Consider the following 26,258-nt stretch of genomic DNA (forward strand, 5'->3'; position numbering starts at 1 on the left):
GATGACCGACGCATTCATCGCGGTCGATTGGGGCACCACCAATCGCCGCGCCTATCGGATCGAGGGCGGCATCGTCGCGGCGAGCGAGCGCGGCGGGCCGGGGGCTGCGGCGACGCCCGCCGAGGCGTATCCTGGCGAAGTGACGGGCTTGCGCGAGCGGCTGGGCGATCTGCCGATGTTGCTGGGCGGCATGGTCGGATCGACGATCGGATGGCGCAGCGTTGCTTATGCCAGCGCGCCGGCGGGCCTCGCTGATCTGGTCGCGGCGGTCGAGTGGATCGACGATCGCACTGGGATCGTGCCCGGGGTTTCGATCGTGGACGGCGGGCAGGGCGACGTCATGCGCGGCGAGGAATTGCAGATCCTCGGCGCGGTGGCGGCGGGCATCGTACCGGGCGATGCGCTGGTGTGTCAGCCGGGTACGCATTGCAAATGGGCGACGGTGGCGGCGGGGCGGATTGCGAGCTTCACGACCGCGATGACCGGCGAGCTTTTCGGGCTGCTGCGGACGCATAGCGTGTTGAAGGGGCAGCTCATGGGCGACGTCACGCCCGGCGATGCCTTTGTCGAGGGCGTCCGCGAAGGGGCCAAGCGCGACCTTGCCGCCGGCCTGTTCGGTGTTCGCGCCGCCAGCGTGCTGGGACTGCGCGACGATGCCGATGCCGCGAGCTATGCCAGCGGGCTGCTGATCGGCGCCGATGTCGCCGCGCGGATTGGGGCGGGTGCGACGGTGTATCTGCTCGCCGATGCCAATCTGGGCGCGCTGTATGCCGCCGCCATTTCGACGCTGGGCGGCCAATCGGTCGCGATCGACAGCGAAGCCGCGTTTCTTGCCGGCGTCACACATCTCTGGGAGCTTGCCCGATGACTAATCTCCACCGTTTCGACGCCGCCTTTGCCGCCTGCCCATTGGTGGCGATCCTGCGCGGGGTTCGGCCCGACGAGATCGAGGCGATCGGCGACGCACTGGTCGAGGCGGGGTTCACGCTGATCGAAGTGCCGCTCAATTCGCCCGATCCGTTCGCCAGCATCGAATTGCTCGCCCGCCGCTTCGGCGATCGCGCGGTGGTCGGCGCGGGGACGGTGCTGACGGTCGAGGACGTACTGCGCGTCGAGGCGACCGGCGGCACGCTGATCATCGCGCCCAACGCCAATCCTGCGGTGATCTCGGCGGCGGCCGAGCGCGGGCTGGTGGCGATGCCGGGGATCGCGACCCCCACCGAAGCCTTTGCCGCGCTGGCGGCGGGGGCGGCGGCGCTCAAGCTGTTCCCCGCCGAAGCCGCGAGCCCCAAGGTATTGAAGGCAATGCGCGCGGTGCTTCCCAAGGATGTTCGGATGCTGCCGGTGGGCGGCATCACGCCCGAGGCGATGGGGCCTTGGCGCGAGGCAGGCGCGGCCGGGTTCGGGCTGGGGTCGGCGCTCTACGCGCCTGGCATGACCGCGGCCGAAGTCGGCGAGCGCGCGCGCGCCTTCGTCGCGGCGCTGCCGTCAGTCGGCTAGCCGCTGCGCCACCAGCGGGGTTACCCGATCGGCGACGCGCTCGACGCCCTTGGCGTTGGGATGGATCCGATCGGGGAGCATCAGCGCGGGATCGCCGATCACGCCGTCGAGGATGAACGGGTACAGCGCGACGCCATATTCCCTGGCGAGATCGGTATAGATCGCGTTGAACGCGGCGACATATTCGGGGCCGAGATTGGGCGGGGCGACCATGCCGGTCAGCACCACCGGCACTTCGTGCCGGCGCAATTCGTCGAGCATGGCCACTAGGTTGGCGCGCGTCTCGGCGGCGGGGATCTGGCGCAGCACGTCGTTGCCGCCGAGCCCCAGCAGGACGAGGTCGGGCTTGCGCGGCAGATTATCGAGCGCGAAGGCCAGGCGCTGACGGCCTGCCGCGCTGGTGTCGCCCGATACGCCCGCATTGACGAGCGTCGCGTTGATGCCGGCGGCGCGAAGCCGGTTCTGCACCGCATCAGGCAGGCTCTGCCCGCGCCCCAGCTGATAGCCCGCGTACAGGCTGTCGCCGAACGCCAGCACCAGCCGTTCCTCGCCCGCCGGGCGCGCCGCCGTGGCGGTCTTTTCGACCGTAGTCGCGGTGTTTCCGGCCACCGGCAGTGCGTCATCGCCGCACCCGGCAAGGCATGCCGCTTGGAGAATGGCCGCCGCCGTCACATATCGCTTGTTCAAACTAACCAAGGTCCAGCCCACTCCATGCATTCCCCACAGCTGCGCGATATGGTCATCGATGCGCGCGATGTCACGCTGACGCTCGGCAGCGGCGATGCGGCGACGCAGATTTTGCGCGGCATCGACCTGGCGGTGCCGCGCGGTCAGAGTATCGCGCTGTTGGGGCCGTCGGGGTCGGGCAAGTCGTCGCTGATGGCGATATTATCGGGGCTCGAGCGCGCGACCGGCGGCAGCGTCGCGGTGGCGGGGCTCGATTTCGGCACGCTCGACGAAGATTCGCTGGCGCGCGCAAGGCGCGGGCGGATCGGCATCGTGCTTCAGGCCTTCCACTTGCTCCCGACGATGACCGCGCGCGAGAACGTCGCGGTGCCGATGGAGTTGGCGGGGGTGGCCGACGCCTTCGAGCGCGCCGATGCCGAGCTGGCGGCGGTGGGCTTGGGCCACCGCATCGGCCATTATCCGAGCCAATTGTCGGGCGGCGAGCAGCAGCGGGTTGCGATTGCGCGCGCGCTGGGGCCGCGTCCCGATCTGGTGTTCGCCGACGAACCCACCGGCAATCTGGACACCGCCACGGGGGCTGCGATCATGGATTTGCTGTTCGAGCGGCAGGCGGCGGCGGGGGCGACGCTCGTCATCATCACGCATGATCCGGCGCTTGCGGTGCGCTGCGACCGGGTGGTGACGCTGGGCGACGGCCTGATCGTCGAGGATCGCGCGGCGTGAGCGATTGGGCAATCGCCTGGCGGCTGGCGCGGCGCGAATTGAGCCTGCGGTTTCGCGGGCTTCGGCTGTTGCTCGCCTGCCTGTTCCTGGGCGTCGGCGCGCTGGCGGCGATCGGCAGCCTTACGCAGGCGATCGGCGGCGAGCTGGCCGCACGCGGCCAGACGATCCTGGGCGGCGATGTCGAGTTCGAGATTTCGCAGCGCGAGGCCAATGATGCCGAACGCGCGGCGATGGCGCGGCTGGGCACCGTTTCGCAAAGCGTTCGGATGCAGGCGACGGCGGTCGGCGGCGATCCGGGCAGCCCGCGCATCGTGCCGATCGACCTGAAGGGCGTCGATGGCGAATATCCGCTCTATGGCCGGCTGACGCTGCGCGACGGTCGCAGCGTCGGCGCGCCCGATGCCGGAACGGTGTGGATCGCACCCGCGCTCGCCGATCGGCTGCGCGTGGGGCAGGGCGATCGCTTCCGCATCGGATCGGCGAGCTTCACCGTCGGCGGGATCATCGCCGAGGAGCCCGACCGATTGGGAGAGGGCTTCACCCTGGGGCCGGTCGCGATGGTATCGCTGGGCGGCATCGCCCGCACTGCGCTGGTCCAGCCGGGCAGCCTGTACGCCACGCGCTATCGTATCCAGATGCCAGCCTCGCGCGATCCCAAGACCGTCGAGGAAGCGTGGAACAAGGCGTTCCCGGTCGCCGGCTGGGAAACCAAGACGCGCGAACGTGCATCGCCCAGCGCCGCGCGTTTTATCGACCGGATGGGGCAGTTCCTGTTGCTGGTCGGGCTGTCGGCGCTGGTGATCGCGGGGATTGGCGTGGGCAACGGGGTGACCTCGTATCTTGCGGCGCGGCGCGGCAGCATCGCGGCGCTCAAGGTGCTCGGCGCGACGTCGGGCGTGATCGCGCGGGTGTATCTGTTGCAGATCGGTGTGGTCGCCGTGGCAGGGATCGCCGCCGGGCTGATTGCGGGCGTGGTCGCGGTGCCGCTGATCGTGTGGGCGGCGGGCGACGTGCTGCCGGTCGCGCCCGAATTCCAGGTGCAGTTGCTGCCGTTGGTGCTGGCGGCTGCCTATGGGCTGCTGATCGCGCTGGCGTTCACTGCGCGCCCGCTGATCGCCGCTGGGCGTGTCCCCGCTGCGGGCCTTCTGCGCGGGGTGATCGGTGAGCGTCCGGTGCCCTGGCGGCATTCGTTGCCCTGGGTGGGCGGTGCCGGTGCGGCGATCCTTGTGCTGGCGCTGGTGACTGCCGAGCAGCCGCTGCTAAGCGCGGGCTTCCTCGCCGCCGTCACTGCTGTCCTGCTGCTGCTGGCTGGCGTCGGCGTGCTGGTGCGGCGCACCGCCGCGCGGCTGCCAAGGTCGCGCCGCCCGCTGCTGCGCCTCGGCATCGCCGCGCTGCACCGCCCCGGATCGCGCACCGGCGCGCTGGTCGTCGCGCTCGGCCTCGGCCTCACGCTCTTCGTCCTGCTGGCGGCGATCCGCACCAGCATCGATGGCAATATCGCAAGCTCGGTGCCGCAGCGCGCGCCCGCCTTGTTCGCGCTCGACGTCCCGCCGCCGCGCGAGGGCGATTTCCGCGCGACGATCGCAGCGATCGAGCCGCGCGCGGTGGTGGCGACCGTGCCCGCGATGCGCGGCACCGTCACCGGCTATCGCGACGTCCGCGTCGTCGATCTCGAGGAACTACCCGAAGGCGCCTGGGCGCTGCGCGGCGAACGCGGGCTGACCTATGCCGCGACGCTGCCCGAAGGCAGCGAACTCGTCGCCGGGCGCTGGTGGCCGCGCGACTATGCCGGCCCGCCCTTGGTGTCGGTCGATGAACGCCTCGCCGAAGCGATCGACCTGAAGCTCGGCGATCCGATCAGCGTCAGCCTGCTGGGCGTCGAGCGTACCGCTCGCGTGGCGTCCTTCCGCAAGATCAATTGGGACACATTGGGCTTCAACTATGTGCTGGTGTTCAGTCCCAATGCCATCGCCGACGCGCCGCATAATCTGGCGGCGACGATCGAGCTGCCCAAGGGGCGCGAGCGCGCGGTGCTGAACGCGCTGGTCCCGCGCTTCCCCTCGATCTCGGTGATCGAGGTCGGCGGGGTGCTTGCGCAGGTGCGTGACATCGTCGGCGCGATGGCGACCGCGATCGCAGCGGCGGCGTCGGTCGCGATCCTGGCGGGGCTCGCGGTGCTGGTCGGCGCGATCGCCGCGACGCGCGAGGCGCGGACTTACGACAGCGTGATCCTCAAGACGCTGGGCGCGACGCGCGGGCAGGTGTTGTGGGTGCAGGCGATCGAATATCTGCTGCTTAGCGCGATCCTCGCGGCGCTCGCGCTCGCGCTCGGCCTGGGCGGCGCATGGTATGTCGTGACGCAGTTGTTCAGCTTCGAATGGCTACCCGATTATGGCGCGGTCGGCGCGACGCTGGCGGCGGGGGTAGTGGTCACCACCGTCATCGGCGTGCTGGGGGCGTTGCCCGTCCTTAACGCCCGCCCGGCGCGCGCGCTGCGCGAGCTGTAGCGCTCAAGGCTCGACCATGCCGCGCGGCAGTTCCTCGACCGGGGGCAGCTCGCCGCGCATCGCCGCGTCGAACTGCGGCTTGTCGAGCGCATTCTCCCAGCGCGACACCACCACCGTTGCCACGGCGTTGCCGATGAAGTTCGTCAGGCTGCGGCATTCGGACATGAAGCGATCCACCCCCAGGATCAGCGCCATCCCCGCGACCGGCACCGACGGCACGATCGACAGCGTCGCCGCCAGCGTGATGAACCCCGCCCCGGTGACCCCCGCCGCGCCCTTTGATGACAGCATCGCGACGCTCAGCAGCAGCAATTGCTCGCCGATCGTCAGGTCGACATTGGTTGCCTGGGCGATAAACAACGCCGCCATCGTCATGTAGATGTTGGTGCCGTCAAGGTTGAAGCTGTAGCCGGTGGGGACCACCAGGCCGACGATCGATTTGGGGCAGCCCGCGCGCTCCATCTTCTCGATCAGCGACGGCAGCGCGCTCTCGGACGACGAGGTGCCGAGCACCAGCAGCAATTCGGCCTTGAGATAGCCGATCAGCTTGAAGATCGAAAAGCCGCAAAGGCGGGCGACGCTGCCCAGCACGACGATCACGAACAGCAAGGCGGTGAGGTAGAAGGTAGCAACCAGCGCGGCGAGGTTGGCGAGCGTCCCCAGCCCATAAGCGCCGATCGTGAACGCAATCGCGCCGAACGCCCCCACCGGCGCCGCACGCATCACGATCGAGACGAGCTTGAAGAAGACCGTCGAGACATCCTCGAGCAGGCCGAGCACGCGCTCGCCCTTGTCGCCGACCAGCGCCAGCGCGACGCCGAACAGGATCGCGACGAACAGCACCTGCAGGATGTTGCTCTGCGTCAGCGCGCCGGTGAAGGTGGCGGGAATGATGTCGAGCAGGAAGCCGGTCAGCGTCGATTGCTGCGCCTTCGAGGCATAGTCGGCGACCGCGCCGGCATCGAGCGTCGCGGGATCGATGCTCAGCCCCGCGCCCGGCTGGACGAGATTGCCGACGACCATCCCGATCACCAGCGCGAAGGTGGAGAAGAAAAGGAAATAGGTGAACGCCTTGCCCGCCACCCGCCCGACCGAGGCGAGATCGCGCATCCCGGCGATGCCGGTGACGATCGTCAGGAAGATGACCGGTGCGATGATCATCTTGACCAGCTTGATGAAGGCATCGCCCAGCGGCTTGAGCGCCTCGCCCGTCGCCGGGTAGAAATGCCCGACCGCGACGCCCGCGACGATCGCCAGCAGCACCTGGGCATAGAGGTGGCGGTACCAGGGCTTGCGCGCCGGCGGCGTGACGCTGTCGGCCAGCGGGGCGATCGTTGGGAGCGACATCGGTATCTTCCTAGACTGACCGCAATCATGCGGCGAGCCAGGCGATAGACGGCATGGTGCGGAATATTACCAGTGCGTGTCGGCGAACCGATCCAGCAGCGACACGAAAAAATGGCCCGCCGATACGCGATCGGCGGGCCAGGGCATTACATCGCGTCGGCCATCTTCACCGCGTCGTCGACATCGGCGGCAGCGCCCTTGTCGTCGCCGGTGATCCGGCCTGCGCCTGCGCCCGCGCCGAGATCGACGCCGGTGGTCGGATCGCCGGTCGGCACCGATGCGGTGCGCACGGCGAGCTTTTCGGCGGTCTTGGCGTCGGTCTTGTCGAGCACGACCGAGGCCGAGCCGTCGCCGTCATCGAACGGCATCGTCTGTTCGAGGTCGTCGATCCGCTCCCACTGCTCGCCCGAATTCCACGGGCCGTCCATGTCGCCTTCGCCCTGCGACGTGTTGACGTAGACATTGGCGTATTTCTCGATTCCCGGCAGCTTGCCCGACGGGAAATTGTCCTCGATCGCGTAGAGCGCCTTCTCGAACGACTTCTGATGCGCGATCTCGCGCGTCATCAGGAAGCCCAGCGCGTCCTTGATGCCGGGATCGTCGGTGATGTTGATCAACCGCTCGTAAACGATCTTGGCTCGGCTCTCGGCGGCGATGTTCGAGCGCAGGTCGCACGTCGGATCGCCGCGGCTGTCGATATAGGCGGCGGTCCATGGCACGCCCGACGAGTTGGTCAGCGAGGGGCCACCACCGTATAGCAGCGACTGGGTGTGGCTGTTGCCGCCCTTGGTCATCGACAGATACAGCTCTGCCTCTTCCATCGACGCTTCGGCGAGCTGCGCCTTGGCACCCTTATTGAGCATCGCGACGATCGAACCGATCACTTCGAGATGGCTGAGTTCCTCGGTCGCGATGTCGATCAGCAGATCCTTACGGCCCGGATCGAGTTCGCCTAGCCCCTGGGTGAAGTAACGCATCGCTGCAGCAAGCTCGCCATCGGCGCCGCCAAACTGCTCGAGCATCAGCGACGCCAACACTGGGTTAGGTTCGGCAACGCGAACAGTATATTGCAGCCGTTTGTTGTGCATGAACATCGGCAGGTTCCAGTTCTGTCAGGAGGTTCCGGCAGAACGGGTCGCCAACGGCGATGTTCCTATCGTTTCGCCGACGACATCAATTCTTGATTTCGATCATGACGATTAGCTTTCCACCGCCATCGGTACCACTGTGTTTTGGCCGTATTAACAGTATGGTAGCAGCTTCTGGAGCTGTCTGTCCCAAGCCGATAAATGGACTGCTTCGCTACTTTGCCGCAGCAAGCCGTTCGAGCGTGGCGACATCGGCTTGCCCCGCGAACCATCGCCCGATCGCCTCGCCGAAGATCGGCGGGCCGCCCGTCGCGGCGAACAGTGTCAGCGACGAGCGAAGCTTGAGCGCGTCGACAGGCCCGAACACGGCCGCAGCGTCGGCGGTGTCCGGAAGGGCCTGCAGCGCCGAAGTGCACGCAATCAGTCGCGGTCCGAGCAGTGGGTGCGCCAGATAGGCGATGGCTTCGTCGCGCGATGCGATCGCAAAATGCTGCGCGATCTCGCTGCGGCCGAGGCCGGCGATCTGCGGGAAGATGAACCACATCCAGTGGCTACGCTTTCGCCCCGCGCCGATCTCGGCCAGCGCCGCGGCATAGGTGTCCTGCTGCGCCAGCACGAAGCGCTCGAGGTTGAACCGATCGGCCATCGCGTGAAACCCCTGTTCATTGCGGCGCAAAAAATGTCGTAACTTCGATACTTAATCGGTTAGGACGGGGTTGGTTGCTGCCGTCCGGCCGATATGCCACCCAGTTTAACGCGATCTGTACGACCCGAGCGAAAGACGTCCATGCTGATGAATCAAAGTCCGCTCGCGCCGATGGTGCGCAAGCTCGAACTATGGGCCAATTTCACCGACGTCGAGCGCGAGGCGTTGTTGGCCTTGCCCTATGTGCTGCAGTCGCTTGCCCCTAACCAGGCGATCATCAACGAAGGCGATCGCGCGACGCATTCGTGCCTGCTGCGATCGGGCTTTGCCTATCGGCAGAAGATCGTCCGTACCGGGGCGCGGCAGATCCTGGCGGTGCACATGGCGGGCGACATGGTCGATCTGCAGAACTCGCTGCTGCGGATCGCCGATCACGGGGTGCTGGCGCTCACCCCTGCTGAGGTCGCCTTCATTCCGCGCGAGGCGGTGCTCGACCTGGCGTTCAAGCATCGCACGATCGGCGAGGCCTTGTGGTTCGACACGCTGGTCGACGGGTCGCTGTTCCGCGAACGGATCGTCGGCATTGGCCGCCGCGACGGCGCCACCCGCATCGCGCACCTGCTGTGCGAGTTCGGTCTTCGGCTCGAAGTCGCCGGGCTGGGCAGCCACCATGAATATGAATTGCCGATGACGCAGGAAGAGCTTGGCGACTGCCTGGGGCTGACACCGGTGCACGTGAATCGGATGTTGCGGATATTGTCCGACGAGGCGCTGATCGAACGCAAGCAGCGCGCGGTCCGGATCGTCGATTGGGCGGGGCTGGTCCGGCGCGGCGATTTCGACGGCAGCTATCTGCACATGCGCTCCGAATGCGCGCGGCTTTGGAACCCCGCTTCCTAGCGGATCAGCAACACCGGGGTGCGGACGGTGCGGATCATCGTCGTCGTCGTGCTGCCGACGATCAGCGAGCGCAGCCGCGAATGGCCATAGGCGCCCATCATCAGCATCGCGCCGGGCGTCGCCGCGACGATATCGGAGATGACCTGTTCGGGTTTTCCTTTTCGCAGCGTCGTGGTCATCTCGTGCCCGACGCTGAGCTGCGCGGTGGCGGCCTTGAGCGCGAGGCGATGCCCGTCATGCTCGCTGTCGGCCATCACGATATGCACCGGCAGCCCGGCCAGCAGCGGTGAATTGACCAGCCGTTCGAGCGCGCGATCGGCGGCGGGGCTGGCGTCATAGGCGAACACGATCCGCTCGGGCGGTCCGGCGGTGCGGCTGGCGATCAGGATCGGCTTGTTGCTCGCGCGCACGACGCGTTCGATCTTCGATCCGACATGGTCGATCGCGAATTCGTGGCTGGCGCCGCGCTTGCCGATCACGACGATCCGCGCATCGGCTTCCTGCTCGAGGATCGTCTCGACGATGCCGCCCTGGCGGTGGAGCGTCCGCACGTCGGCGACGCCGCTCTCGCGCAGCCGGGCCTCGCCCGCCTGGAGCAAAATCTCGCTCCGTTCGCCCTGGAAGCGCGCATCGGCGGCATCGAGTTGCGCCAGCTCGGCGACCAGATCGGTCTTGGCACCCGGTCCGATCGCACCCGCCAGCGCGTTGCTTGCGGCATCCTTGCGCTGGACGACGTGGAGCAGTTCGACCGGCATTTCGAGCCGCTTGGCGGCCCAGGCGGCGAGGTCGCAGACCGCATTGGCGTAGCTCGAGGCATCGATACAGGCGAGGATGTTCTGCAGGGTCAATCTCCTAATCGATCGCCGCGGGGTTGCGCTGGCGCCCCCGGCCGGTCGAACCACGACGATAAAAGGGCTTTGGCACGAGCTTGCGCCGATGCGCGTTCGGCCCTGCTATAGCGCGGTCGATCGCGCGCGTCGGCCTAAAAGGAGGGCTGGTCGGGGTCGCCGTCGCCAACCGGCGCGTGGATGCCACATTCCACCTTGTCCCACCCTTTCCAGCGGCCCGAGCGCGGGTCTTCGCCGGGGGCGACCTTGCTGGTGCACGGTGCGCAGCCGATCGAGGGGAAGCCCTTCGCGACCAGCGGATGCACCGGCAGATCATGCGCGACGAAATAGTCGGTCAGGTCGGCCTGGGTCCAGGTCGCCAGCGGGTTGAGCTTGAGCCGCCCGAAATCGTCCGACGCGTCGAGCTCGAAGCGCGGCAAGGCGCTTCGCGTCGAAGCCTGGAATGCCTTGCGCCCGGTCACCGTCGCGTCGAATCCCGCCAGCGCACGCGCCAGCCGCACGACCTTGCGGATCTCGCAGCAGCCATCAGGATCGTATGACCAGCGCAGCCCGGTCTCGTCGCGCTTGGCCAGCGTCTCGGGGTCGGGGCGGAGGATGCGAAGGTCGGTAAGCCCCAGCCGCTCGACCAATTGGTCGCGGTACAGCAGCGTCTCGGGAAAATGCTTCTCGGTGTCGAGGAACAGCACGGGCACGCTGCGATCGACGCTCGCCACCAGATGCAGCAACGCCGCCGAATCGGCGCCGAACGACGAAACGATCGCGGCATCGCCGAGCATCGCCTCGCCCAGCACCGCGCGCAGCATTTCCACGGTATCGCGCCCGCGGAACAGCTCGTTCAGCCGGTGCGCGTCGGCCGCGGTAAAGCGCGGACCGGTATCGATCCGATCGACCGGGCGGAGCAGGGCATTAGCCATGCCGTAGCTTCCACACCGGCGCCCGCCCATCGGCCGCCGATTGGTAGACATTCTGGTAGCGCGTCAGCGCGCGGTCGAGCACCGCGGCATCGATCGCGGCAGCTGGCGCGAAGCTGTCGAAGCCGCAGCGGCGCATCAACGGCAGCTGATCGACCAGCACGTCGCCCTCGGCACGCAGTTCGCCGGTATAGCCCGCCTCGCGCAGCACCCGCGCCGCCGAATAGCCGCGCCCGTCGCGGAAGGTCGGAAAGCCGATCTCGATCAGCGCGATCCGGTCGAGATGGACGAGCAACGCGCGCGCATCCTCGCCGGCTTCGATCCGCACCGCGGTGGCGTTCGATTGGCCGAGGAACGATTCCAGCGTCACCGCAGGCTCGTCATGCGGCTCGTCGTCGCGGAAGCGCAGCAGCGTCTCGTCGGTGCCCGCCTCGTTGGCGATGTCATGCAGGGCCATAAATCGCCTCCTTGAAGGGTTCCATGCCGATGCGGCGATAGGTGTCGACGAAGCGCTCGCCCTGTTCGCGGTGCGCGAGATAGACGTCGGTGGCCTTTTCGACCGCGTCGACGACGCCGTCCTCCGAAAAGCCCGGGCCGGTGATCTTGGCGAGGCTGACGTCCTCGGCCCCCGAACCGCCGAACGACAGCTGGTAGTTTTCGAGGCCTTTCTTGTCGACGCCCAGGATGCCGATATGCCCGGCATGATGGTGGCCGCAGGCGTTGATGCAGCCCGAAATCTTGAGCTTCAGTTCGCCAAGCTCGCGCTGGCGATCGAGATCGGCGAAGCGCTCGGCGATCTTCTGCGCGACCGGGATCGAGCGCGCATTGGCGAGGCTGCAATAATCGAGGCCGGGGCAGGCGATGATGTCGCTGATCAGGTCGAGATTGGCCTCGGCCAGTCCCGCCTCGTGCAACGCCTGCCATACCGCATAGAGATCGGCCTTGCGGACATGCGGCAGCACGATGTTCTGCGCGTGGGTGACGCGCAGCTCGTCGAAGCTGTAGCGCTGCGCAAGGTCGGCCATCAGGTCGATCTGGTCGGCGCTGGCATCGCCCGGAATACCGCCCGCGGGCTTCAGGCTGATCGTCGCGATCGCATAGCCCGGCTGCTTGTGCTGCTTCACGTTCTGGTCGAGCCACACCGCGAAATCGGGATCGCTGCGATCGAGCGTGTCGGGTGCGTCGGCGGCGAATGCCGGCGGCGCGAAGAACGCCTTGATCCGCTCGAACTCGGCGACGGGCGGGTCGATCCCCAGCGCCTTGACCGCGACGAACTCTTCCTCGACCTGGCGGCGATATTCGTCAGCGCCGATCTCGTGGACCAGGATCTTGATCCGGGCCTTGTACATATTGTCGCGGCGGCCGTAGCGATTGTAGACGCGCAGGCACGCTTCGAGATAGCTCAGCAGGCCCGACAGCGGCACGAACTCGGCGATTTCGGTCGCGATCATCGGGGTGCGGCCCATGCCGCCGCCGACGAACACGCGCGCGCCATGCGCGCCATCGCGCTCGACAATCTCGATGCCGATATCGTGCAGCCGCATCGCGGCGCGGTCTTCCTTGGCGGCGATCACCGCAATCTTGAACTTGCGCGGCAGATAGCTGAATTCGGGGTGGAAGCTGCTCCACTGGCGCAGCAACTCGGCCCAGGGGCGCGGATCGGTAATCTCGTCGGCGGCGGCGCCGGCGAACTGGTCGGACGAGATATTGCGGATGCAATTGCCCGAGGTCTGGATCGCATGCATCTCGACCGTCGCCAGCTCGGCGAGGATGTCGGGCGTATCTTCAAGCTTGATCCAGTTGAACTGCAGGTTTTGCCGCGTGGTGAAATGGCCATAGCCGCGGTCGTATTTGCGCGCGATATGCCCCAGCATCCGCATCTGGCGGCTGTCGAGCGTGCCATAGGGGATCGCGACGCGCAGCATATAGGCGTGGAGCTGCAGATACAGGCCGTTCATCAGCCGCAGCGGCTTGAACTGGTCCTCGCTCAGCTCGCCCGACAGGCGGCGTTCGACCTGGTCGCGAAACTCGGCGACGCGGGTGTCGACCAAATTCTGGTCGTATTGGTCATATTGGTACATTTCAGATTACCCAGTTGCCCGCCGACGGATCGGCGGGTTTCAACGTCAGATCGGGGCGTATCGTTGGGCCGAGCGCGCGGACGCGGTCCTTGATATGCGCGGGGCGGGGGCCCTCGGGGGTAGCGGTCGCGTCGATCACATAGGGCACGTTGACGCGCCGCGCGGCCTCTTCCTGGCGCGCCAGTGCTTCGCCCGCCTCGCCGACATCGGCCGAGTCTTCCACGTGCCGCGACCAGCCCGAGCCGGTCCACCACACCACGTCGCCGGTCTTCAGATCATTGCCGGTCAGTATCTTCACGCAATATTCTCCGCCACTTTGGCCCAGCGCGCCAATTTGTCCTGCGCGTCCGACAGTTCGACCACTTCGCCCACCACGATGATCGCGGGGCTGGCCACCTGCTCGCGATCGACCATCGCGCCGAGATCGGCAAGCAAGGTCTTGAGCGCGCGGCTGCCTTCGCAGGTGCCGCGTTCGAGCACCGCCACCGGCATGTCGGGCGCGACGCCTTCGCCCATCAGCTTTTCCGCAATGTCGCTCGCGGTGGCGACGCCCATGTAGATCACCAGCGTGCGGCCCTGGCCCGCGAGCCCCGACCAGTCCTGATCGGCGAGCCCCTTGCACTGGCCCGCGACGAAGCTGACCGCGCTCGAATGATCGCGGTGAGTCAGCGGCAGCATCGCTTCCGCCGCGCAGCCCAGCGCCGCCGAAACCCCGGGGATGACCTCGACGCGAAGCCCCTCGGCGCGCACCGCCTCGACCTCTTCGCCGCCCCGGCCGAAGATGAAGGGGTCGCCGCCCTTGAGCCGTACGACGATCGCGCCAGTCTTCACGTGCGCGACGATCAGCGCGTTGATGCCGTCCTGCGGCACGGTGTGGCGCGCGCGCTTCTTGGCGACCGAGATGCGCTGTGCCCCGGCGGGCGCGAGATCGAGCACGCGCGGATCGACCAGGCCGTCATGAATGACGATATCGGCCATTCGCAACGCTTCGACCGCGCGAACGGTGAGCAGCCCGGGATCGCCGGGGCCGGCGCCGACCAGGATGACGCGTCCGCGCGCGGTAGGATCGAGGAGACTTGCCATGAAGGGTAAATGGTCGCTCGGCGGGATACGGGCAACCGATGTTGCTTTGGGGCGGGGGAAGGGATTCTTTCCCTCGCTTATTCCGCGTCGTCTTCCTCGGTCGGGATGCGGCGCTGCCAGACGATCGCGGGCAGGGCGATGCGTTGCCCCGCGCTGCCGTCCCATTCGACCGCGAACCCCGCCGTGCGCAAAGCGGCGCTCACCGCCTGGCCGACCGCCAGACCCTCGGCCGGATCGTCGCCCAGCGCACCGAAGGCAATCGCCAGCCCGTCGCCGTCGATCGCGCCTTCGACGTCCTGGCCGTGGAAGAAGCAATAGCCGTGATAGGTGCCCTCGGGCTCCTCGGCGACGACTTCGCGCACATCGTCATGCCCGTCGGCGATCGTGTAGCCGGCGTGCTGCAACGCGCAGATGCCGTCGTCGTGCAGCGCTTCGAACACCGCATCGAGCCGGTCGCAATCGGTTTGCGCGGGCCAACTCGCTTCGGCCGCCAGCTTCTCGGCGAAACTCGCATCGATCGCGGCACGCAGCGCCTCGACATCGTCGTCTGGCTCGACGATTTCCTCGAGCAACTCGCGCGCCTCGTCGATCGTGTAGAAGCCCGACCACGCCCATTTGCGGATCGAATCGAGCGCATATTCCTCGTCGGTCATCATGGTCCTTTAGCTGTCGCGCATGCCGATGCCGATGCTGCCGCGCGCCTGTTCGGCCTCGCTAGACACCACCGGAAAGGCGCAATAATCCGCCGCATAATAAGCGCTGGGGCGGTGGTTGCCCGACCAGCCGACCCCGCCAAAGGGTGCCGCCGACGACGCGCCGTTGGTCGGGCGGTTCCAGTTGACGATGCCGGCGCGGATATTCGCCCAGAACTGGTCGTATAATTTGGGGTCCTGGCTCACCAGGCTCGCCGACAGCCCGTAGCGGGTGTTGTTCGCCTCGGCGATTGCCGCCTCGAACGTATCGGTGCGGATCACCTGCAGGATCGGCCCGAACAGCTCGATATCGGGCCGTTCGCTCGCGCCGGTCATGTCGATGAGGCCGGGGGTGAGGAACGGGCGGCCCTCGATCGAGCGCTGAAGATAGCGGATCGGCCGGCCGCCGCTGGTCGACAGCGCCAGGAAGCTTTCGGTGAGCAGATCGGCGGTGTCGTTGTCGATCACCGGGCCCATGAACGGCTGCGGATCGGCATGCGGTTCGCCGATGATCAGCCGCCCGACCAGCTTGTTCACTTCCTCGACCAGCGGATCGTATAATTTGGCATCGACGATCAGCCGCCGCGCGGCGGTGCAGCGCTGCCCCGCGCTGGTGAAGGCCGATTGCACCACCACCACCGCGGCGGCGTAGAGATCGGGGGTCGACCACACCACGATCGGGTTGTTGCCGCCCATTTCGAGCGCGAGAATCTTCTCGGGCTTGTCGGCAAAGGCGCGGTTGAGCGCGAGGCCGGTGCGCGCCGATCCGGTGAACAAAAGCCCGTCGATATCGGGATGGCCCGCCAGCGCCTTGCCCTCCTCGGGGCCGCCGAGCAGCAGCCGCACGGTGTTTTCGGGCACGCCCGCGGCGCGATAGCAATCGATCAGGAACGCGCCGACCGCGGGAGTCTTTTCCGACGGCTTGAACACCACCGCATTGCCCGCGAGCAGCGCGGGGACGATGTGGCCGTTGGGCAGGTGCGCGGGGAAATTATACGGGCCAAGCACCGCGAGCACGCCGTGCGGCTTGTGCCGCAGCGCGAGCCGCGCTCCCATCTGCGCTTCGAGCCGCCGCTGCCCGGTACGCTCGGAAAAGGCGGTAACCGAAATATCGACCTTGGCGACGACGGTATCGACCTCGGTGCGCGCTTCCCACAGCGGCTTGCCGGTCTCGCGCGCGATCAGATCGGCAAAGGTCTCGTGCTTGCTGCGCACGACATTGGCGAAGCGGCGCAGCGTCTCGATGCGGAAGGCGAGCGGGCGCGCGGCCCATTCGGACCAGCCCGCGCGCGCGGCTGCAACCTCGGCATCGGCATCGCCCGCCACCCCCTGCCACAGCACTGCGCCGGTCGCCGGCTCGGTCGAAAAAAGGTCCTGTCCGGCCACTCGCACGCCTTCTTTATCTGGCAATCGCTGCTTCTGAGCGGCTTGTGCCGCAAATCGCGGCGCGTTTCCAGCGCAGTGGTTCGCGGCTTACGCCAGCGCTTCGCCCATCGCCCGGATCGCGGCGACCTTGGCGTGGAGCGGCGCCCAATCGTCGCGCTCGTCGATCGCCGCCCACAACGCCTCGACCTCCTCGATCGGCATTCCGCAGGCGGGGCCGGCCCAATGCGCATGATCGCGCGGCTTGCGCGGGGTGTAGCGCGCCAGCAATTCGCGGACCCCGGCAAAGCCTTCGCCATACTGGTCGGGCACCGTTCCGCCGAAGCTGTCGTGGAAGAACGGATCGATCGCGGTGCCGCACGCGACCAGCGCCTGTTCGAGCGCTTCAACCAGTGCCGCATCGCTGGCATCGTCGAGCGGCGCCACGCCCAGCCGCCACAGCATCGCGCCCACGATCTCGATCCGGTAGCGCTCGGCGAAGCGGTCGAGCTCGGCAATCAGCGGCGGCGCTTCGCTGACGGTGCGCAGCGCGACCGCGAGCTGCATGCAGTTCCAGTGAATCGCCTCGGGCTGACGCCCGAAGGCGTAGAGCCCGGCATGGTCGAAATAGGCGGCGGTGAAGCTCGGGTCCCAGCTTTGCGCGAAACGCCACGGCCCGTAATCGAAGCTCTCGCCGGTGACGTTGATGTTGTCGGTGTTGAGCACGCCATGGACGAACCCTGCCGCCAGGTAGCTCGCCGCCAGCCGCGCGGTGCGATCGACGACATGACCGAGCAGCCGTGCCGCGGCGTCCTTGCCCGTATCCTCGCGATAATAATGACGCAGCACATAAGCGACCAGCGCTTCCATATGTTCGGCGTCGCGCAGATAGGCGAGCCGTTGGAAGGTGCCGATGCGGATATGCCCGTGGCTGAGGCGCACGAGCACCGCCGAGCGGGTGGGCGAGGGCTCGTCGCCGCGTTCGAGCGCCTCGCCGGTCTCGATCACCGACAAGGTGCGCGAGGTTTCGACGCCGAGCGCCTCGAGCATCTCGGTCGCGAGGATTTCGCGCACCGCGCCCTTCAGCGTCAGCCGCCCGTCGCCAAAGCGGCTCCAAGGGGTCTGCCCCGATCCCTTGGTGCCGAGGTCCATCAGCCGCCCGGCATCGTCGCGCAGCTGCGCGTAGAGGAACCCGCGCCCGTCGCCGATATCGGGATTATACTGCCGGAACTGGTGCCCGTGATAGCGCAGCGCCAGCGGGGTATCGAGGCTGCCCGGCAACGGTGCGAACCGTCCTAGATGCGCGATCCAGTCGGCATCGCTCCAATGATCCAGCCCTATGCCGACGGCAGCACGATCGTTGCGGAAGCGCAATATCGTCTGCGGAAAGTCGGCGCCCTGCACCGGATCGTAGAACGCGTCGCCCAGTTCGAGGATCGCGCGTTCGGGTCGTGCTTGCGTGTCATCGGCCATCCGGCGATATGGGTGGCGATGGCCGCTTCGCGCAACCTTGCCCGCTACACCGATGCCTATTGGTGGTCGAATGACGGGCTCCGCCTGCATTATCGCGACTATGCCGGTCCCGCCGACCGGCCCGCGATCCTGTGCATCCCCGGCCTCACGCGCAACGCGCGTGATTTCGAGGGCGTCGCCGAACGGCTCGCGGGCGACTGGCGGGTGATCGCGGTCGATCTGCGCGGGCGCGGCGAAAGCGCCTATGCGCGCGATCCGATGACCTATGTGCCGCTGACCTATCTGCAGGACATCGGCCGGCTGGTCGACGAACTCGCGCTCGACAGCGTGATCGCGTTCGGCACCTCGCTCGGCGGCATCCTGACGATGCTGCTTGCGGCGGCGGGGCGGCCGAAGCTGGCGGGCGCGCTGCTCAACGATGTCGGGCCGGAGCTCGACCCGCGCGGGCTGGCGCGGATCCGCGGCTATGTCGGCAAATCGTCGCAATATCCGACCTGGATGCACGCCGCGCGGACGATCGCCGAGCATAATGCCGACGTCTATCCCGAATATGGCATCGAACAATGGCTGGTGATGGCCAAGCGGCTGTACAAGCTCACCTCGGGCGGGCGGATCGTCCCCGATTACGACATGAAGATCGCCGAGCCCTTCCGCCTGCCGGGCAACGAGGCGGGCCCCGACATGTGGGGCGCCTTCCGCCAGCTGAAGCAGGTGCCGACGCTGCTGGTGCGCGGCGAGGCGTCGGACATATTGGCGGCGGGGGTGGCCGAGCGGATGCTCGCCGAATTGCCGCAGGGCGAGCTGGTGACGGTACCGGCGACGGGGCATGCGCCGACGCTGGACGAGCCCGAGGCGGTGGCGGCGATCGACCGGCTGCTGGCGAGAATCCCCCTCCCGGTTGCGGGAGGGGCTAGGGGAGGGCCTGTCGAACCAGCCGCTTCGGAGACAGTCCCTCCCCCGACCCCTCCCGCAAGCGGGAGGGGGGAAGAACGCCCCGACCTCCTGCTTTGACCGCCCCCGTCCATATCCTCCACCTCCATTCGTCGTTCGCGCTCGGCGGCAAGGAGGCACGCGCGGTGCGGTTGATGAACGCGTTCGGCCCCGCCGCGCGGCACACGATCGTGTCGGGCATGCCGGGCGAATTCGGCGCGCGTGCAGCCATCGCACCGGGCATCGCGTACGAGATCGCGCAAGACCCGCCGCCGCTCACCGGCAAGCCCTCGGTCGCGCGCTACGAGGCGATCGCCGGCTTCATGCGCCGCTTCGATCTGGTGCTGACCTATAATTGGGGCGCGATCGACGGGGTGATGGCCAAGCGGGTCTTTCCCAAGGGCGCGCCGCCGGTCGTCCATCACGAAGACGGCTTCAACAGCGACGAGGCCAAGGGTCTCAACCGGATGCGCAACGCCTATCGCCGGATGGCGATGGGGGTGGCGCATGCGATGGTGGTGCCCTCGCACCGGCTCGAGGACATCGCGCTTAAGATTTGGAAACAGCCGCGCGATCGGGTGCACCGCATCCCCAACGGCATCGCGCTCGCCAATTATTACGCCGAGCCCAAGCGCAATGCGATTCCCGGCTTCCGCCCCAAGGGCCGTCGCCCGGTGGTCGGCACGCTCGCGGGGCTTCGCCCGGTCAAGGACCTGCCGCTGCTGGTCCGCGCGGTCGGCGGCATCCCGCTCGACACCGAATTGGTGATCGTCGGCGAAGGCCCCGAGCGCCAGACGATCGTCGATGCGGCCGAGGCGATGTTCATGGAAGACCGTGTCCACCTGCCCGGCTTCCTGCGCGATCCGCACAAATATATGGGGCTGTTCGACGTCTTCGCGCTGTCGTCGCAAAGCGAGCAGCAGCCGATCTCGGTGATCGAGGCGATGGCGACCGGCTTGCCGGTGGTCGCGCCCGATGTCGGCGACATCCGCCACATGGTCTCGGAGGAGAACCTGCCCTATATCAGTCCCGATAGGCACGAGGTGCATCTGCGCGATCGGCTGGCGATCCTGGTGCAGAACCCCGAGCTTCGCGCGCGGATCGGCAACGCCAACCGGATCAAGGCCGCGCAATTGTTCGACGAACAGGCGATGATCGCCGCGTATCGCGAATTATATAGCGCGGCGATGCGTCGCCCGGGTGTGTTAGGACCGTAACTTTAACTCGCCAGCCTCGGCTGGTCCCGCTAACGCGCGCCCGGTATTTTGCGCGCAGATATATCGCCTGGAGGAAGTTTTGTTCAAAGGCCTGTCGCCGATCGTGTATAATGGCCGCGAGGTTTGGCCTCTGGTCGAGGGTGGAAAAGGGGTAGCTGCTACCAACCATGCATCGGCGGGCGCCTGGGCCGCTGCCGGTGGCATCGGCACCGTGAGCGCGGTCAATGCCGACAGCTACGACCCCGACGGCAAGATCATTCCACAGGTCTATCGCGCACTAACGCGCCGCGAGCGCCACGAAGAGCTGATCGAATATGCGATCGAAGGCGCGGTCCAGCAGGTCGAGCGTGCCTATGAGATCGCCGATGGCAAGGGCGCGATCAACATCAACGTGTTGTGGGAAATGGGCGGCGCGCAGCGCATCCTGCACGGCGTGCTCGATCGTACCCGCGGCAAGGTGGCGGGCGTCACCTGCGGCGCGGGGATGCCCTACAAGCTCAGCGAGATCGCGGCGTCGTACAACGTCCATTATCTGCCGATCGTCAGCTCGGGCCGCGCGTTCAACGCGCTATGGAAGCGTGCTTATTCGAAGGCAGCCGAATGGCTGGCCGCGGTGGTGTACGAGGATCCCTGGCTCGCCGGCGGGCATAACGGCCTGTCGAACGCCGAAGACCCGCTGAAGCCACAGGACCCCTATCCGCGCGTGAAGGCGCTGCGCGACGTCATGCGCGAAGGTGGTATTCCCGACAGCACGCCGATCGTGATGGCGGGCGGCGTCTGGTATCTGCGCGACTGGAGCGACTGGATCGACAATGACGAACTCGGCGCGATCGCCTTCCAATACGGCACCCGCCCGCTGCTGACGCAGGAAAGCCCGATCCCCGAGGGGTGGAAGGCGCGGCTGATGGGGCTCGAGCCCGGCGACGTGCTGCTCCACCGCTTCTCGCCCACCGGCTTTTATTCCTCGGCGGTGCGCAATCCGTTCCTGCGCAACCTGGAGATGCGCTCGGAGCGGCAGATCGCCTTTTCGACGCAGGAAGCCGGCGACCATGTGTTCCAGCTCGACGTCGGCGTGAAGGGCAAGAATTTCTGGGTCACCCGCAACGACCTGCTACGCGCGCGCGAATGGTTCGGCCTCGGCTTCACCGATGCGCTCAAGACGCCCGACAATACCCTGGTGTTCGTGACGCCCGAGGAAAAGGGCGTGATCCGCAAGGACCAGGCCGATTGCATGGGCTGCCTCAGCCACTGCGCCTTCTCGTCGTGGAAGGACACCGAGACGAATTCGACCGGCCGGCTCGCCGACCCGCGCAGCTTCTGCATCCAGAAGACGCTGCAGGACATCGCGCATGACGGCCCCGTCGAGCAGAACCTGATGTTCGCCGGCCACAACGCTTATAACTTCAAGAAGGACCCGTTCTATTCGAACGGCTTCGTTCCCAGCGTCAAGCAGCTGGTCGATCGCATCCTGACCGGCGACTGAGCTGCGACAGGCTTCCGGGGCGCGATCGACGCGCCCCGGTGCTTGCGATTATTTTCCCGGTTCCAGCACGACCAGCGACACGCCGGTACGCGGCAGCGTAAGGTCGAGCGTCGCGCCGTTTCGCTGCATCGTGATCGACGGGCCGGCGATGCTCGCCAGCTCGCCCGCCTTGAGCAATTCGGCGCGCTGCGGATTGGTCGGCGCCAGCGGCGACCCCATCTTTAGCCACGCGGCATAGCTGTTCGAATGCGTGCGATCGACGCGATATTGCGTCACGCGCGGGTTGCGGCGCAGCGCTACGGGCAGGTTGGCGACCGCGAGGCGGACCGCGGCGTCGGGGCCGGGGCGATCGTCGTCATGATAATGCCAGACCAGCATCGCCAGCCGATTGCCGTCGATCGCGGCGATGCTGCCGATATCGGGCGCGCCGCGGACGCCATTGGCGAGCACGTCGTCGAGCGCGCGTTGCTGATCCGAGACCGCGGGCACCACGCGCCCTTTCAGCATCGCGAACATCTTGAAGACGTTCATCACCGGCAGGTCTATGCCGCCCGAGGTAAGCTGGCGGAACCCCGCGAACGGCGCCTGGTCCTCGAACTCGAACGCCCAGGTGAGGATGCCCTCAAGGTTCAGCCCGCGCCGCTGCGCCAATTGCTGCAGCCGCACGAACGAGGCGACGGTGTAGCTCGAATACATCGTGCCGTTGCGATAGGCATTCGCTGGCCCCTGGCACGCCGCGCAGCCCTCGGGGTCGGCCTCGCCGATGATGATCGGCTTCTTCCGGAACACTGGGTCGGCGGCGATCTGCGCATATTCGTTCTCGGCGGCCTTGAGCTGGGTCGACAGCCCCATGCGGACATATTGCCCTGCGCCTTCGCCCACCAGTTCGGGATTGCCCTTTGCGTGGAACGACACGAAGTCGGTCGGGGTACCCGCCTGCTGCACATGCTGCATGAAGGCGGTGAGATATTGGTCGCCCGTGCCGGCGATGTCGGGCCCGCCGACGCGCGCTTCGGGCAGCGCGCGGCGCACACCGCGGATCGCCGAATCGTGCAGCCGGAAGAATTCGGCCTGGGTGCCGCCCCAATAATATTGCGGCAGATTGGGCTCGTTCCAGGTCTGGAAATACCAGCTCGCGACTTCGGCGCGGCCATAGCGCTCGACGCAATGCAACACCCATTGGAAGATCAGTTCTTCCCATTTGGCATAGTCGGTCGGCGGATAGGCCCAGCCGGTGCGCAGGCTGCCGCTGCCCGGGCGCCAGTCATGCTGATAGGGCTTGGGCTTCGACGACAGCGCCTCGGGCATGAAGCCGATCTCGACATAGGGCTTCACCCCGCGTTCGCGATAGGTGTCGAAGATGCGGTCGACGATCGTCCAGTCGTAACGCGGACGTCCCTGCGCATCCTCGGTATAGGCGTTGGTCGACCCCCATTTGAGCGCCGCAGTGCCGTCGCCCGTCGTCAGCAGATTGTGCGTGCGAAAATAGACGCGGTCGGGCGCCAGCCCGCCGAGCGTCGCCAGCGTCGTTCGCCCGTCCTTCATCGTCGCGTAATTGGGCTCGTCGGCGCCGAAGAAGCGCCACACCGGATCGACCGGCGCGCCGGGGCTACCAGCGTCGACCGCGATCGATACCGGGATCGCCGCTGCTTGCGCCGGGGCAGGGGGCGGGGTGCGTCGTTCCTGCGCAGGGCCGGCGGTGGCGGCGACCAGCGCGAGCGCGGCGGACGCGGCCTTGAGTGTGCGGCGCATCAGCGCACCATCGCCGCATCGGCCCACACGACCGCGGCGGGGTTGCGCGTATCGCCGCCGGCGCCGCGCGCGACCAGTTCGACGATCCGCACGCCCTTCACATCGGCGCTGAGCGGCTGCGCCGCCTCGCCGAAGCGCATCGGTCGCGACCGTGCGAGCAGCTTGCCGTCGCCATAGACTTCGAAGCGGACGCCCGCCGTCGCGGCATCGCTCGAATCGTCGACGCCTACCGACGCGGTGAAGCGCGCGAAGCCGTTGTTGCGCACCTCCATCCGTGATCCCGTCAGCACGCCGAGCCCGGTATCGTAGTTGCGCGCCGCGACGCGGAGCACCTGGCCATAGACCGCGCGATCGGCCTGCGCGCCGCCCCAGCCCGAATATTGCGCATGCTCGCCGGGCCCGCGCGTGCCGCGCCAATGCGTGACGGACTGATGGATCGTCGGATCGACGCGCGGTGCGACGACGCCGTCGACCGCCGGATTGACGTTGCCCGGCTGCTCCGAAAGGAACAGCCCGTTCGGCAGCCGCCGGGTGCCGCTGGTGCGGAACACCAGGGTTTCGTGCGGCGCCAGCTTGAAGCCCTGTTCGCCGGTGAAGCTGCTGCGCTTGCCGCTCCACAGGTCGGTCAGCGCGACCGGGGCGTCCTCGCGATATTTGAGCTGTGCGGCGGTCAGATGCACTTCTGCCGGCTCGGCGCTGCGGTTGAACAACGCCACCGCCTTGCCGCCATCGGCGAGCGTCTTGACCAGGAACTGCACATCCTCGGACTGGTAGGCGATCACCGCCTGGTTGCCCGCCGGATCCTGGTTGAGCGCGACGATCTGCGCGTTGCCGAAGATCGTGCGCTGCGCCGCGGTCAGCTTGCGCAGGTCATAGCCGATGATGAGCGGCGAATTGATCATCGCCCAAAGCGAGAAATGCGACCGCGCCTCGGTCAGATGGTCGGCATCGAAATCGCCGGTGCCGACATAGAGCATGTCGGCGTCGTTCCACGATCCCGGTTGCGCGTAGAGCGGGCGGGTGATCGCGGTATCGAGGTTGGTGAGCATCCGCCCCCAATGCGGCGAGATGTCGTCGCTGGTGCGCGAGCTGTTGCCCAGATCCTTGCCCCAAGCGCGGACGTCGGCCGATCCCCACAGGCACAGCGAAAAGACATAGTCGCCGCCGGGCCGGTGGCGCTGGAGCGCGGTGCCGACCGACTGGTACAGCGCCTTGACCGCGCCGACATCGGTGCGGCCGAGCGATTGCATGTCGATGATCGGCGGCAGCGCGCGGTACATCCCGCTGCGCACGCGTTCGGCATCGGCGGGCAGCCCTCGCACCCCGCAGCCGTCGACCTTGATGAAATCGAACCCCCATTCGCGGAAGAACAGGCCGATGTCCTGGTCGACATGGCCGTACAGCCCCACTTCGCGCTCCTGCACGCTGCCTTCGGGCTGGTTTTTGAAATCGGGGGTGTAGATCTGGCCGCAGCTGTTGCGGCCGATATCCGAATAGATTCCCGCCTTCAGCCCCATCGCATGGATCTTGTCGGTAAAGGGGCGAAAGCTGGTGTCGGTGCTGCCGGGCTTGCCCGCCGAGGGGAATTTGTCCGAGCGGATCACCAGCCGGCCATCGGTCTGCCGCCGCTTGAGCCACCAGCCATCGTCGATGTTGACGTAGCGATAGCCAAGCCGCGACAGCCCGGTATCGACCAGCACGCGCGCCGATGCGAGGATCTTCTCTTCGTCGATGTCGCTGTTGAAGGCGTTCCAGCTGTTCCACCCCATCGGCGGCACCGGTGCCTGCCCGTCGGTATTCGCCGACCAGCGACCGCTGGGGGCCAGCGGATCGGCGGCGGCTGCGGGGGTAGGGGCAACCGGTGCGCGCGGCGCATCGGGCGCCGCCGCCAGCATCACCGGCAATACCGCGATAAGCCACAGGCGGTTGGTCTTGATGGTCACGGCTGGGTCTCCGTCAGATGCTTCGAAAAGAAGGGCATCACATGATCCTGGAAGCGTTCGGCGACATGGCTGACATGGTCGCCCGAATAGATCTGGAAGCTGTTGGCGATGCCATAGCGATCGAGCGCGGCGTGGAGCTTGGCGGCATCGTCCTTCAGCCCGTCGCGATCGCCGACATCGATCGCGATCGCGGCATAGCGGCGCAGATTGCCGACATATTGGTCGAGCATCGCCAGCGGCGCGTTGGCGGCCCAGCGCGCGAGCACGTCGGGCTGCACCTTGCCGTCCTTGACCGGCAGGTCGAGATAGAGCGGCGCGCGCGTCGGATTGGGCGACCACGCCGCCGCGCTCGCCAGTTGCGCCCGCAACATGAAGGGCAGCTTCGCCGAGTCCGCGGGCGTCTTGACGTTCTCGAGCGCCGCCATCGCCGCCGGGTCGATCGTCGCGGCATTGCGCGGCGACAGGCAGCACGGGCTCATCATGTAGAGCGCGCCGAAGACGTCGGGATGCTTGAAGCCGATCCGCGTGGTGCCGTATCCGCCCATCGAATGCCCCGCCAACCCGCGGCTGCGGCGGTCGGCGATCGTGCGATAGTTGGCGTCGACATAGGCGACCAGGTCGCGCGCGATGAACGCCTCGAAATCGCCCGTCGTGAGCGAGCTCGAATACATCGATCCGTTGTGGACGGTCTTGCTGTCGGGGAAGACGACGATCATCTCGCCCGCGCCCTTGGCGAAGGCGCCCTCGATCGCCTGCGGCACCTGGATTTCCTTGGTCCATTGCTCGGCGCCGATCGAATAGCCGTGCAGCGCGTAGAGCACACGGTAGCGGCGCGCGGGATTGGCGGCATAGCCGGGGGGCAGCACCACCAGGACGTCGCGATCGACGCTTTCGCCCGCGAGATTGCCCGCGATCGCCGCCGAGCGGACCTTGATCCGATCGACCGTCACCGCGCGGGCGCCGGGCACCGCGGCGAGCTTCTTGGTATCCACCTGCGCCTGTGCCGGTGCCGTCAGGCACAGCCCGAGCAGCGCCGCGCTCATCGCCAATCCGGTCCTCGTCGTCGATCGCATCGTCCGTCCCCC

General features: G+C 67.3%; 24 protein-coding genes. 8 read left to right on the forward strand and 16 right to left on the reverse strand.

Going from position 1 to position 26,258, the window contains the following annotated elements; all coding sequences use genetic code 11:
* The first annotated feature begins 1 nt into the window (after nt 1).
* Together OKW76_RS00605 and OKW76_RS00610 are read left to right on the forward strand one after the other, a co-directional pair.
* A complete protein-coding gene (locus OKW76_RS00605; RefSeq protein ID WP_265550220.1) occupies nt 2-868 on the forward strand; it encodes a 2-dehydro-3-deoxygalactonokinase in 867 nt (288 codons plus the stop codon).
* On the forward strand, nt 865-1,500 hold the full coding sequence (locus tag OKW76_RS00610; RefSeq protein WP_265550222.1) for a 2-dehydro-3-deoxy-6-phosphogalactonate aldolase: 636 nt from the start codon (nt 865-867) through the stop codon (nt 1,498-1,500). Before OKW76_RS00605 ends, OKW76_RS00610 begins: the two co-directional genes overlap by 4 nt.
* On the opposite strand, the gene OKW76_RS00615 is transcribed toward OKW76_RS00610, so the two are convergent.
* Nucleotides 1,489-2,217, reverse strand: coding sequence for an arylesterase (locus tag OKW76_RS00615; protein ID WP_416221830.1), 729 nt, complete (start codon nt 2,215-2,217; stop codon nt 1,489-1,491). The two genes, OKW76_RS00610 and OKW76_RS00615, sit on opposite strands and share 12 nt — an antisense overlap.
* On the opposite strand from OKW76_RS00615, the gene OKW76_RS00620 reads away from it, so the two are divergent.
* Both OKW76_RS00620 and OKW76_RS00625 read left to right on the forward strand, forming a co-directional pair.
* On the forward strand, nt 2,212-2,910 hold the full coding sequence (locus OKW76_RS00620) for an ABC transporter ATP-binding protein (protein WP_265550225.1): 699 nt from the start codon (nt 2,212-2,214) through the stop codon (nt 2,908-2,910). The genes OKW76_RS00615 and OKW76_RS00620 overlap by 6 nt on opposite strands.
* Nucleotides 2,907-5,417: an ABC transporter permease gene (locus OKW76_RS00625; RefSeq protein WP_265550227.1), complete on the forward strand. Its 2,511-nt coding sequence runs from the start codon at nt 2,907-2,909 to the stop codon at nt 5,415-5,417. The genes OKW76_RS00620 and OKW76_RS00625 overlap by 4 nt, the downstream gene beginning before the upstream one ends.
* Nucleotides 5,418-5,420: 3 nt before the next feature.
* Here the strand turns inward: OKW76_RS00625 and OKW76_RS00630 are convergent, their stop codons facing one another.
* The 3 genes from OKW76_RS00630 to OKW76_RS00640 all read right to left on the reverse strand — a co-directional run bounded on the left by OKW76_RS00630 (nt 5,421) and on the right by OKW76_RS00640 (nt 8,498).
* Nucleotides 5,421-6,764, reverse strand: a complete 1,344-nt coding sequence (locus tag OKW76_RS00630) for a dicarboxylate/amino acid:cation symporter (protein WP_265550230.1) — start codon at nt 6,762-6,764, stop codon at nt 5,421-5,423.
* 146 nt (nt 6,765-6,910) lie between these two features.
* A complete protein-coding gene (locus OKW76_RS00635; protein WP_265550232.1) occupies nt 6,911-7,858 on the reverse strand; it encodes a manganese catalase family protein in 948 nt (315 codons plus the stop codon).
* 208 nt (nt 7,859-8,066) lie between these two features.
* Entirely contained in the window at nt 8,067-8,498 is a 432-nt protein-coding gene (locus tag OKW76_RS00640; protein ID WP_265550234.1) for a DUF1810 domain-containing protein, read from the reverse strand.
* 147 nt (nt 8,499-8,645) lie between these two features.
* Here OKW76_RS00640 and OKW76_RS00645 point away from each other — a divergent pair, with 147 nt between their 5' ends.
* Entirely contained in the window at nt 8,646-9,398 is a 753-nt protein-coding gene (locus OKW76_RS00645) for a Crp/Fnr family transcriptional regulator (RefSeq protein ID WP_265550236.1), read from the forward strand.
* On the opposite strand, the gene OKW76_RS00650 is transcribed toward OKW76_RS00645, so the two are convergent.
* The 9 genes from OKW76_RS00650 to OKW76_RS00690 form a co-directional block, all read right to left on the reverse strand.
* Nucleotides 9,395-10,246 (reverse strand): universal stress protein, encoded by an 852-nt coding sequence (locus OKW76_RS00650; RefSeq protein ID WP_265550237.1) that lies wholly within the window; start codon nt 10,244-10,246, stop codon nt 9,395-9,397. The two genes, OKW76_RS00645 and OKW76_RS00650, sit on opposite strands and share 4 nt — an antisense overlap.
* A 134-nt stretch (nt 10,247-10,380) precedes the next feature.
* Entirely contained in the window at nt 10,381-11,160 is a 780-nt protein-coding gene (locus tag OKW76_RS00655) for a phosphoadenylyl-sulfate reductase (RefSeq protein WP_265550238.1), read from the reverse strand.
* Nucleotides 11,153-11,614 carry a DUF934 domain-containing protein gene (locus tag OKW76_RS00660; RefSeq protein ID WP_265550239.1) on the reverse strand — a complete coding sequence of 154 codons (462 nt, stop codon included), beginning with the start codon at nt 11,612-11,614 and terminating at the stop codon, nt 11,153-11,155. Before OKW76_RS00660 ends, OKW76_RS00655 begins: the two co-directional genes overlap by 8 nt.
* Nucleotides 11,601-13,238: a nitrite/sulfite reductase gene (locus OKW76_RS00665; protein ID WP_265550241.1), complete on the reverse strand. Its 1,638-nt coding sequence runs from the start codon at nt 13,236-13,238 to the stop codon at nt 11,601-11,603. Before OKW76_RS00665 ends, OKW76_RS00660 begins: the two co-directional genes overlap by 14 nt.
* A 1-nt stretch (nt 13,239) precedes the next feature.
* Nucleotides 13,240-13,536 carry a DUF2849 domain-containing protein gene (locus OKW76_RS00670; protein WP_256506958.1) on the reverse strand — a complete coding sequence of 99 codons (297 nt, stop codon included), beginning with the start codon at nt 13,534-13,536 and terminating at the stop codon, nt 13,240-13,242.
* Nucleotides 13,533-14,321, reverse strand: a complete 789-nt coding sequence (gene cobA / locus OKW76_RS00675; protein WP_265550244.1) for a uroporphyrinogen-III C-methyltransferase — start codon at nt 14,319-14,321, stop codon at nt 13,533-13,535. The genes OKW76_RS00670 and cobA overlap by 4 nt, the downstream gene beginning before the upstream one ends.
* A gap of 77 nt (nt 14,322-14,398) precedes the next feature.
* Entirely contained in the window at nt 14,399-14,977 is a 579-nt protein-coding gene (locus OKW76_RS00680) for a DUF6891 domain-containing protein (RefSeq protein WP_265550246.1), read from the reverse strand.
* Nucleotides 14,978-14,983: 6 nt separating this feature from the next.
* Nucleotides 14,984-16,399 (reverse strand): succinylglutamate-semialdehyde dehydrogenase, encoded by a 1,416-nt coding sequence (gene astD / locus OKW76_RS00685; protein ID WP_265550248.1) that lies wholly within the window; start codon nt 16,397-16,399, stop codon nt 14,984-14,986.
* Nucleotides 16,400-16,486: 87 nt separating this feature from the next.
* Nucleotides 16,487-17,848: a protein adenylyltransferase SelO family protein gene (locus OKW76_RS00690; protein WP_265550250.1), complete on the reverse strand. Its 1,362-nt coding sequence runs from the start codon at nt 17,846-17,848 to the stop codon at nt 16,487-16,489.
* A gap of 18 nt (nt 17,849-17,866) precedes the next feature.
* Between OKW76_RS00690 and OKW76_RS00695 the strand changes: the two genes are divergently transcribed.
* From OKW76_RS00695 to OKW76_RS00705, 3 genes are all read left to right on the forward strand, one after another.
* The gene (locus tag OKW76_RS00695; RefSeq protein WP_265550252.1) at nt 17,867-18,859 is read left to right on the forward strand and encodes an alpha/beta fold hydrolase; all 993 of its coding nucleotides are present in this window, start codon (nt 17,867-17,869) and stop codon (nt 18,857-18,859) included.
* The gene (locus OKW76_RS00700) at nt 18,856-19,995 is read left to right on the forward strand and encodes a glycosyltransferase family 4 protein (protein WP_265550254.1); all 1,140 of its coding nucleotides are present in this window, start codon (nt 18,856-18,858) and stop codon (nt 19,993-19,995) included. Before OKW76_RS00695 ends, OKW76_RS00700 begins: the two co-directional genes overlap by 4 nt.
* A gap of 79 nt (nt 19,996-20,074) precedes the next feature.
* On the forward strand, nt 20,075-21,478 hold the full coding sequence (locus OKW76_RS00705; protein WP_256506965.1) for an NAD(P)H-dependent flavin oxidoreductase: 1,404 nt from the start codon (nt 20,075-20,077) through the stop codon (nt 21,476-21,478).
* Between the two features lie 48 nt (nt 21,479-21,526).
* Here the strand turns inward: OKW76_RS00705 and OKW76_RS00710 are convergent, their stop codons facing one another.
* The 3 genes from OKW76_RS00710 to OKW76_RS00720 are packed head-to-tail and all read right to left on the reverse strand — an operon-like array spanning nt 21,527 to nt 26,246.
* Nucleotides 21,527-23,230 (reverse strand): GH39 family glycosyl hydrolase, encoded by a 1,704-nt coding sequence (locus OKW76_RS00710; protein ID WP_265550256.1) that lies wholly within the window; start codon nt 23,228-23,230, stop codon nt 21,527-21,529.
* Nucleotides 23,230-25,125, reverse strand: a complete 1,896-nt coding sequence (locus OKW76_RS00715) for an NPCBM/NEW2 domain-containing protein (protein WP_265553061.1) — start codon at nt 25,123-25,125, stop codon at nt 23,230-23,232. The genes OKW76_RS00710 and OKW76_RS00715 overlap by 1 nt, the downstream gene beginning before the upstream one ends.
* 44 nt (nt 25,126-25,169) lie before the next feature.
* Nucleotides 25,170-26,246: an alpha/beta hydrolase gene (locus OKW76_RS00720; RefSeq protein ID WP_265550258.1), complete on the reverse strand. Its 1,077-nt coding sequence runs from the start codon at nt 26,244-26,246 to the stop codon at nt 25,170-25,172.
* Nucleotides 26,247-26,258 lie beyond the last annotated feature (12 nt).

Origin of the sequence: Sphingomonas sp. S1-29, from assembly GCF_026167545.1 — a bacterium.
Classification (GTDB): domain Bacteria; phylum Pseudomonadota; class Alphaproteobacteria; order Sphingomonadales; family Sphingomonadaceae; genus Sphingomonas.

What these genes read in the sequence shown, in the direction of transcription:
- OKW76_RS00715 (WP_265553061.1), bottom strand. Translation starts at nt 25,125, where the DNA reads ATGCTGGCGGCGGCGCCCGATGCGCCGCGCGCACCGGTTGCCCCTACC.
- OKW76_RS00655 (WP_265550238.1), bottom strand. Translation starts at nt 11,160, where the DNA reads ATGGCTAATGCCCTGCTCCGCCCGGTCGATCGGATCGATACCGGTCCG.
- OKW76_RS00635 (WP_265550232.1), bottom strand. Translation starts at nt 7,858, where the DNA reads ATGTTCATGCACAACAAACGGCTGCAATATACTGTTCGCGTTGCCGAA.
- OKW76_RS00710 (WP_265550256.1), bottom strand. Translation starts at nt 23,230, where the DNA reads ATGCGCCGCACACTCAAGGCCGCGTCCGCCGCGCTCGCGCTGGTCGCC.
- cobA (WP_265550244.1), bottom strand. Translation starts at nt 14,321, where the DNA reads ATGGCAAGTCTCCTCGATCCTACCGCGCGCGGACGCGTCATCCTGGTC.
- OKW76_RS00665 (WP_265550241.1), bottom strand. Translation starts at nt 13,238, where the DNA reads ATGTACCAATATGACCAATACGACCAGAATTTGGTCGACACCCGCGTC.
- OKW76_RS00690 (WP_265550250.1), bottom strand. Translation starts at nt 17,848, where the DNA reads ATGGCCGATGACACGCAAGCACGACCCGAACGCGCGATCCTCGAACTG.
- OKW76_RS00720 (WP_265550258.1), bottom strand. Translation starts at nt 26,246, where the DNA reads ATGCGATCGACGACGAGGACCGGATTGGCGATGAGCGCGGCGCTGCTC.
- OKW76_RS00640 (WP_265550234.1), bottom strand. Translation starts at nt 8,498, where the DNA reads ATGGCCGATCGGTTCAACCTCGAGCGCTTCGTGCTGGCGCAGCAGGAC.
- OKW76_RS00620 (WP_265550225.1), top strand. Translation starts at nt 2,212, where the DNA reads ATGCATTCCCCACAGCTGCGCGATATGGTCATCGATGCGCGCGATGTC.
- OKW76_RS00660 (WP_265550239.1), bottom strand. Translation starts at nt 11,614, where the DNA reads ATGGCCCTGCATGACATCGCCAACGAGGCGGGCACCGACGAGACGCTG.
- OKW76_RS00630 (WP_265550230.1), bottom strand. Translation starts at nt 6,764, where the DNA reads ATGTCGCTCCCAACGATCGCCCCGCTGGCCGACAGCGTCACGCCGCCG.
- OKW76_RS00605 (WP_265550220.1), top strand. Translation starts at nt 2, where the DNA reads ATGACCGACGCATTCATCGCGGTCGATTGGGGCACCACCAATCGCCGC.
- OKW76_RS00615 (WP_416221830.1), bottom strand. Translation starts at nt 2,217, where the DNA reads ATGCATGGAGTGGGCTGGACCTTGGTTAGTTTGAACAAGCGATATGTG.
- OKW76_RS00610 (WP_265550222.1), top strand. Translation starts at nt 865, where the DNA reads ATGACTAATCTCCACCGTTTCGACGCCGCCTTTGCCGCCTGCCCATTG.
- OKW76_RS00645 (WP_265550236.1), top strand. Translation starts at nt 8,646, where the DNA reads ATGAATCAAAGTCCGCTCGCGCCGATGGTGCGCAAGCTCGAACTATGG.
- OKW76_RS00680 (WP_265550246.1), bottom strand. Translation starts at nt 14,977, where the DNA reads ATGATGACCGACGAGGAATATGCGCTCGATTCGATCCGCAAATGGGCG.
- OKW76_RS00695 (WP_265550252.1), top strand. Translation starts at nt 17,867, where the DNA reads ATGGCCGCTTCGCGCAACCTTGCCCGCTACACCGATGCCTATTGGTGG.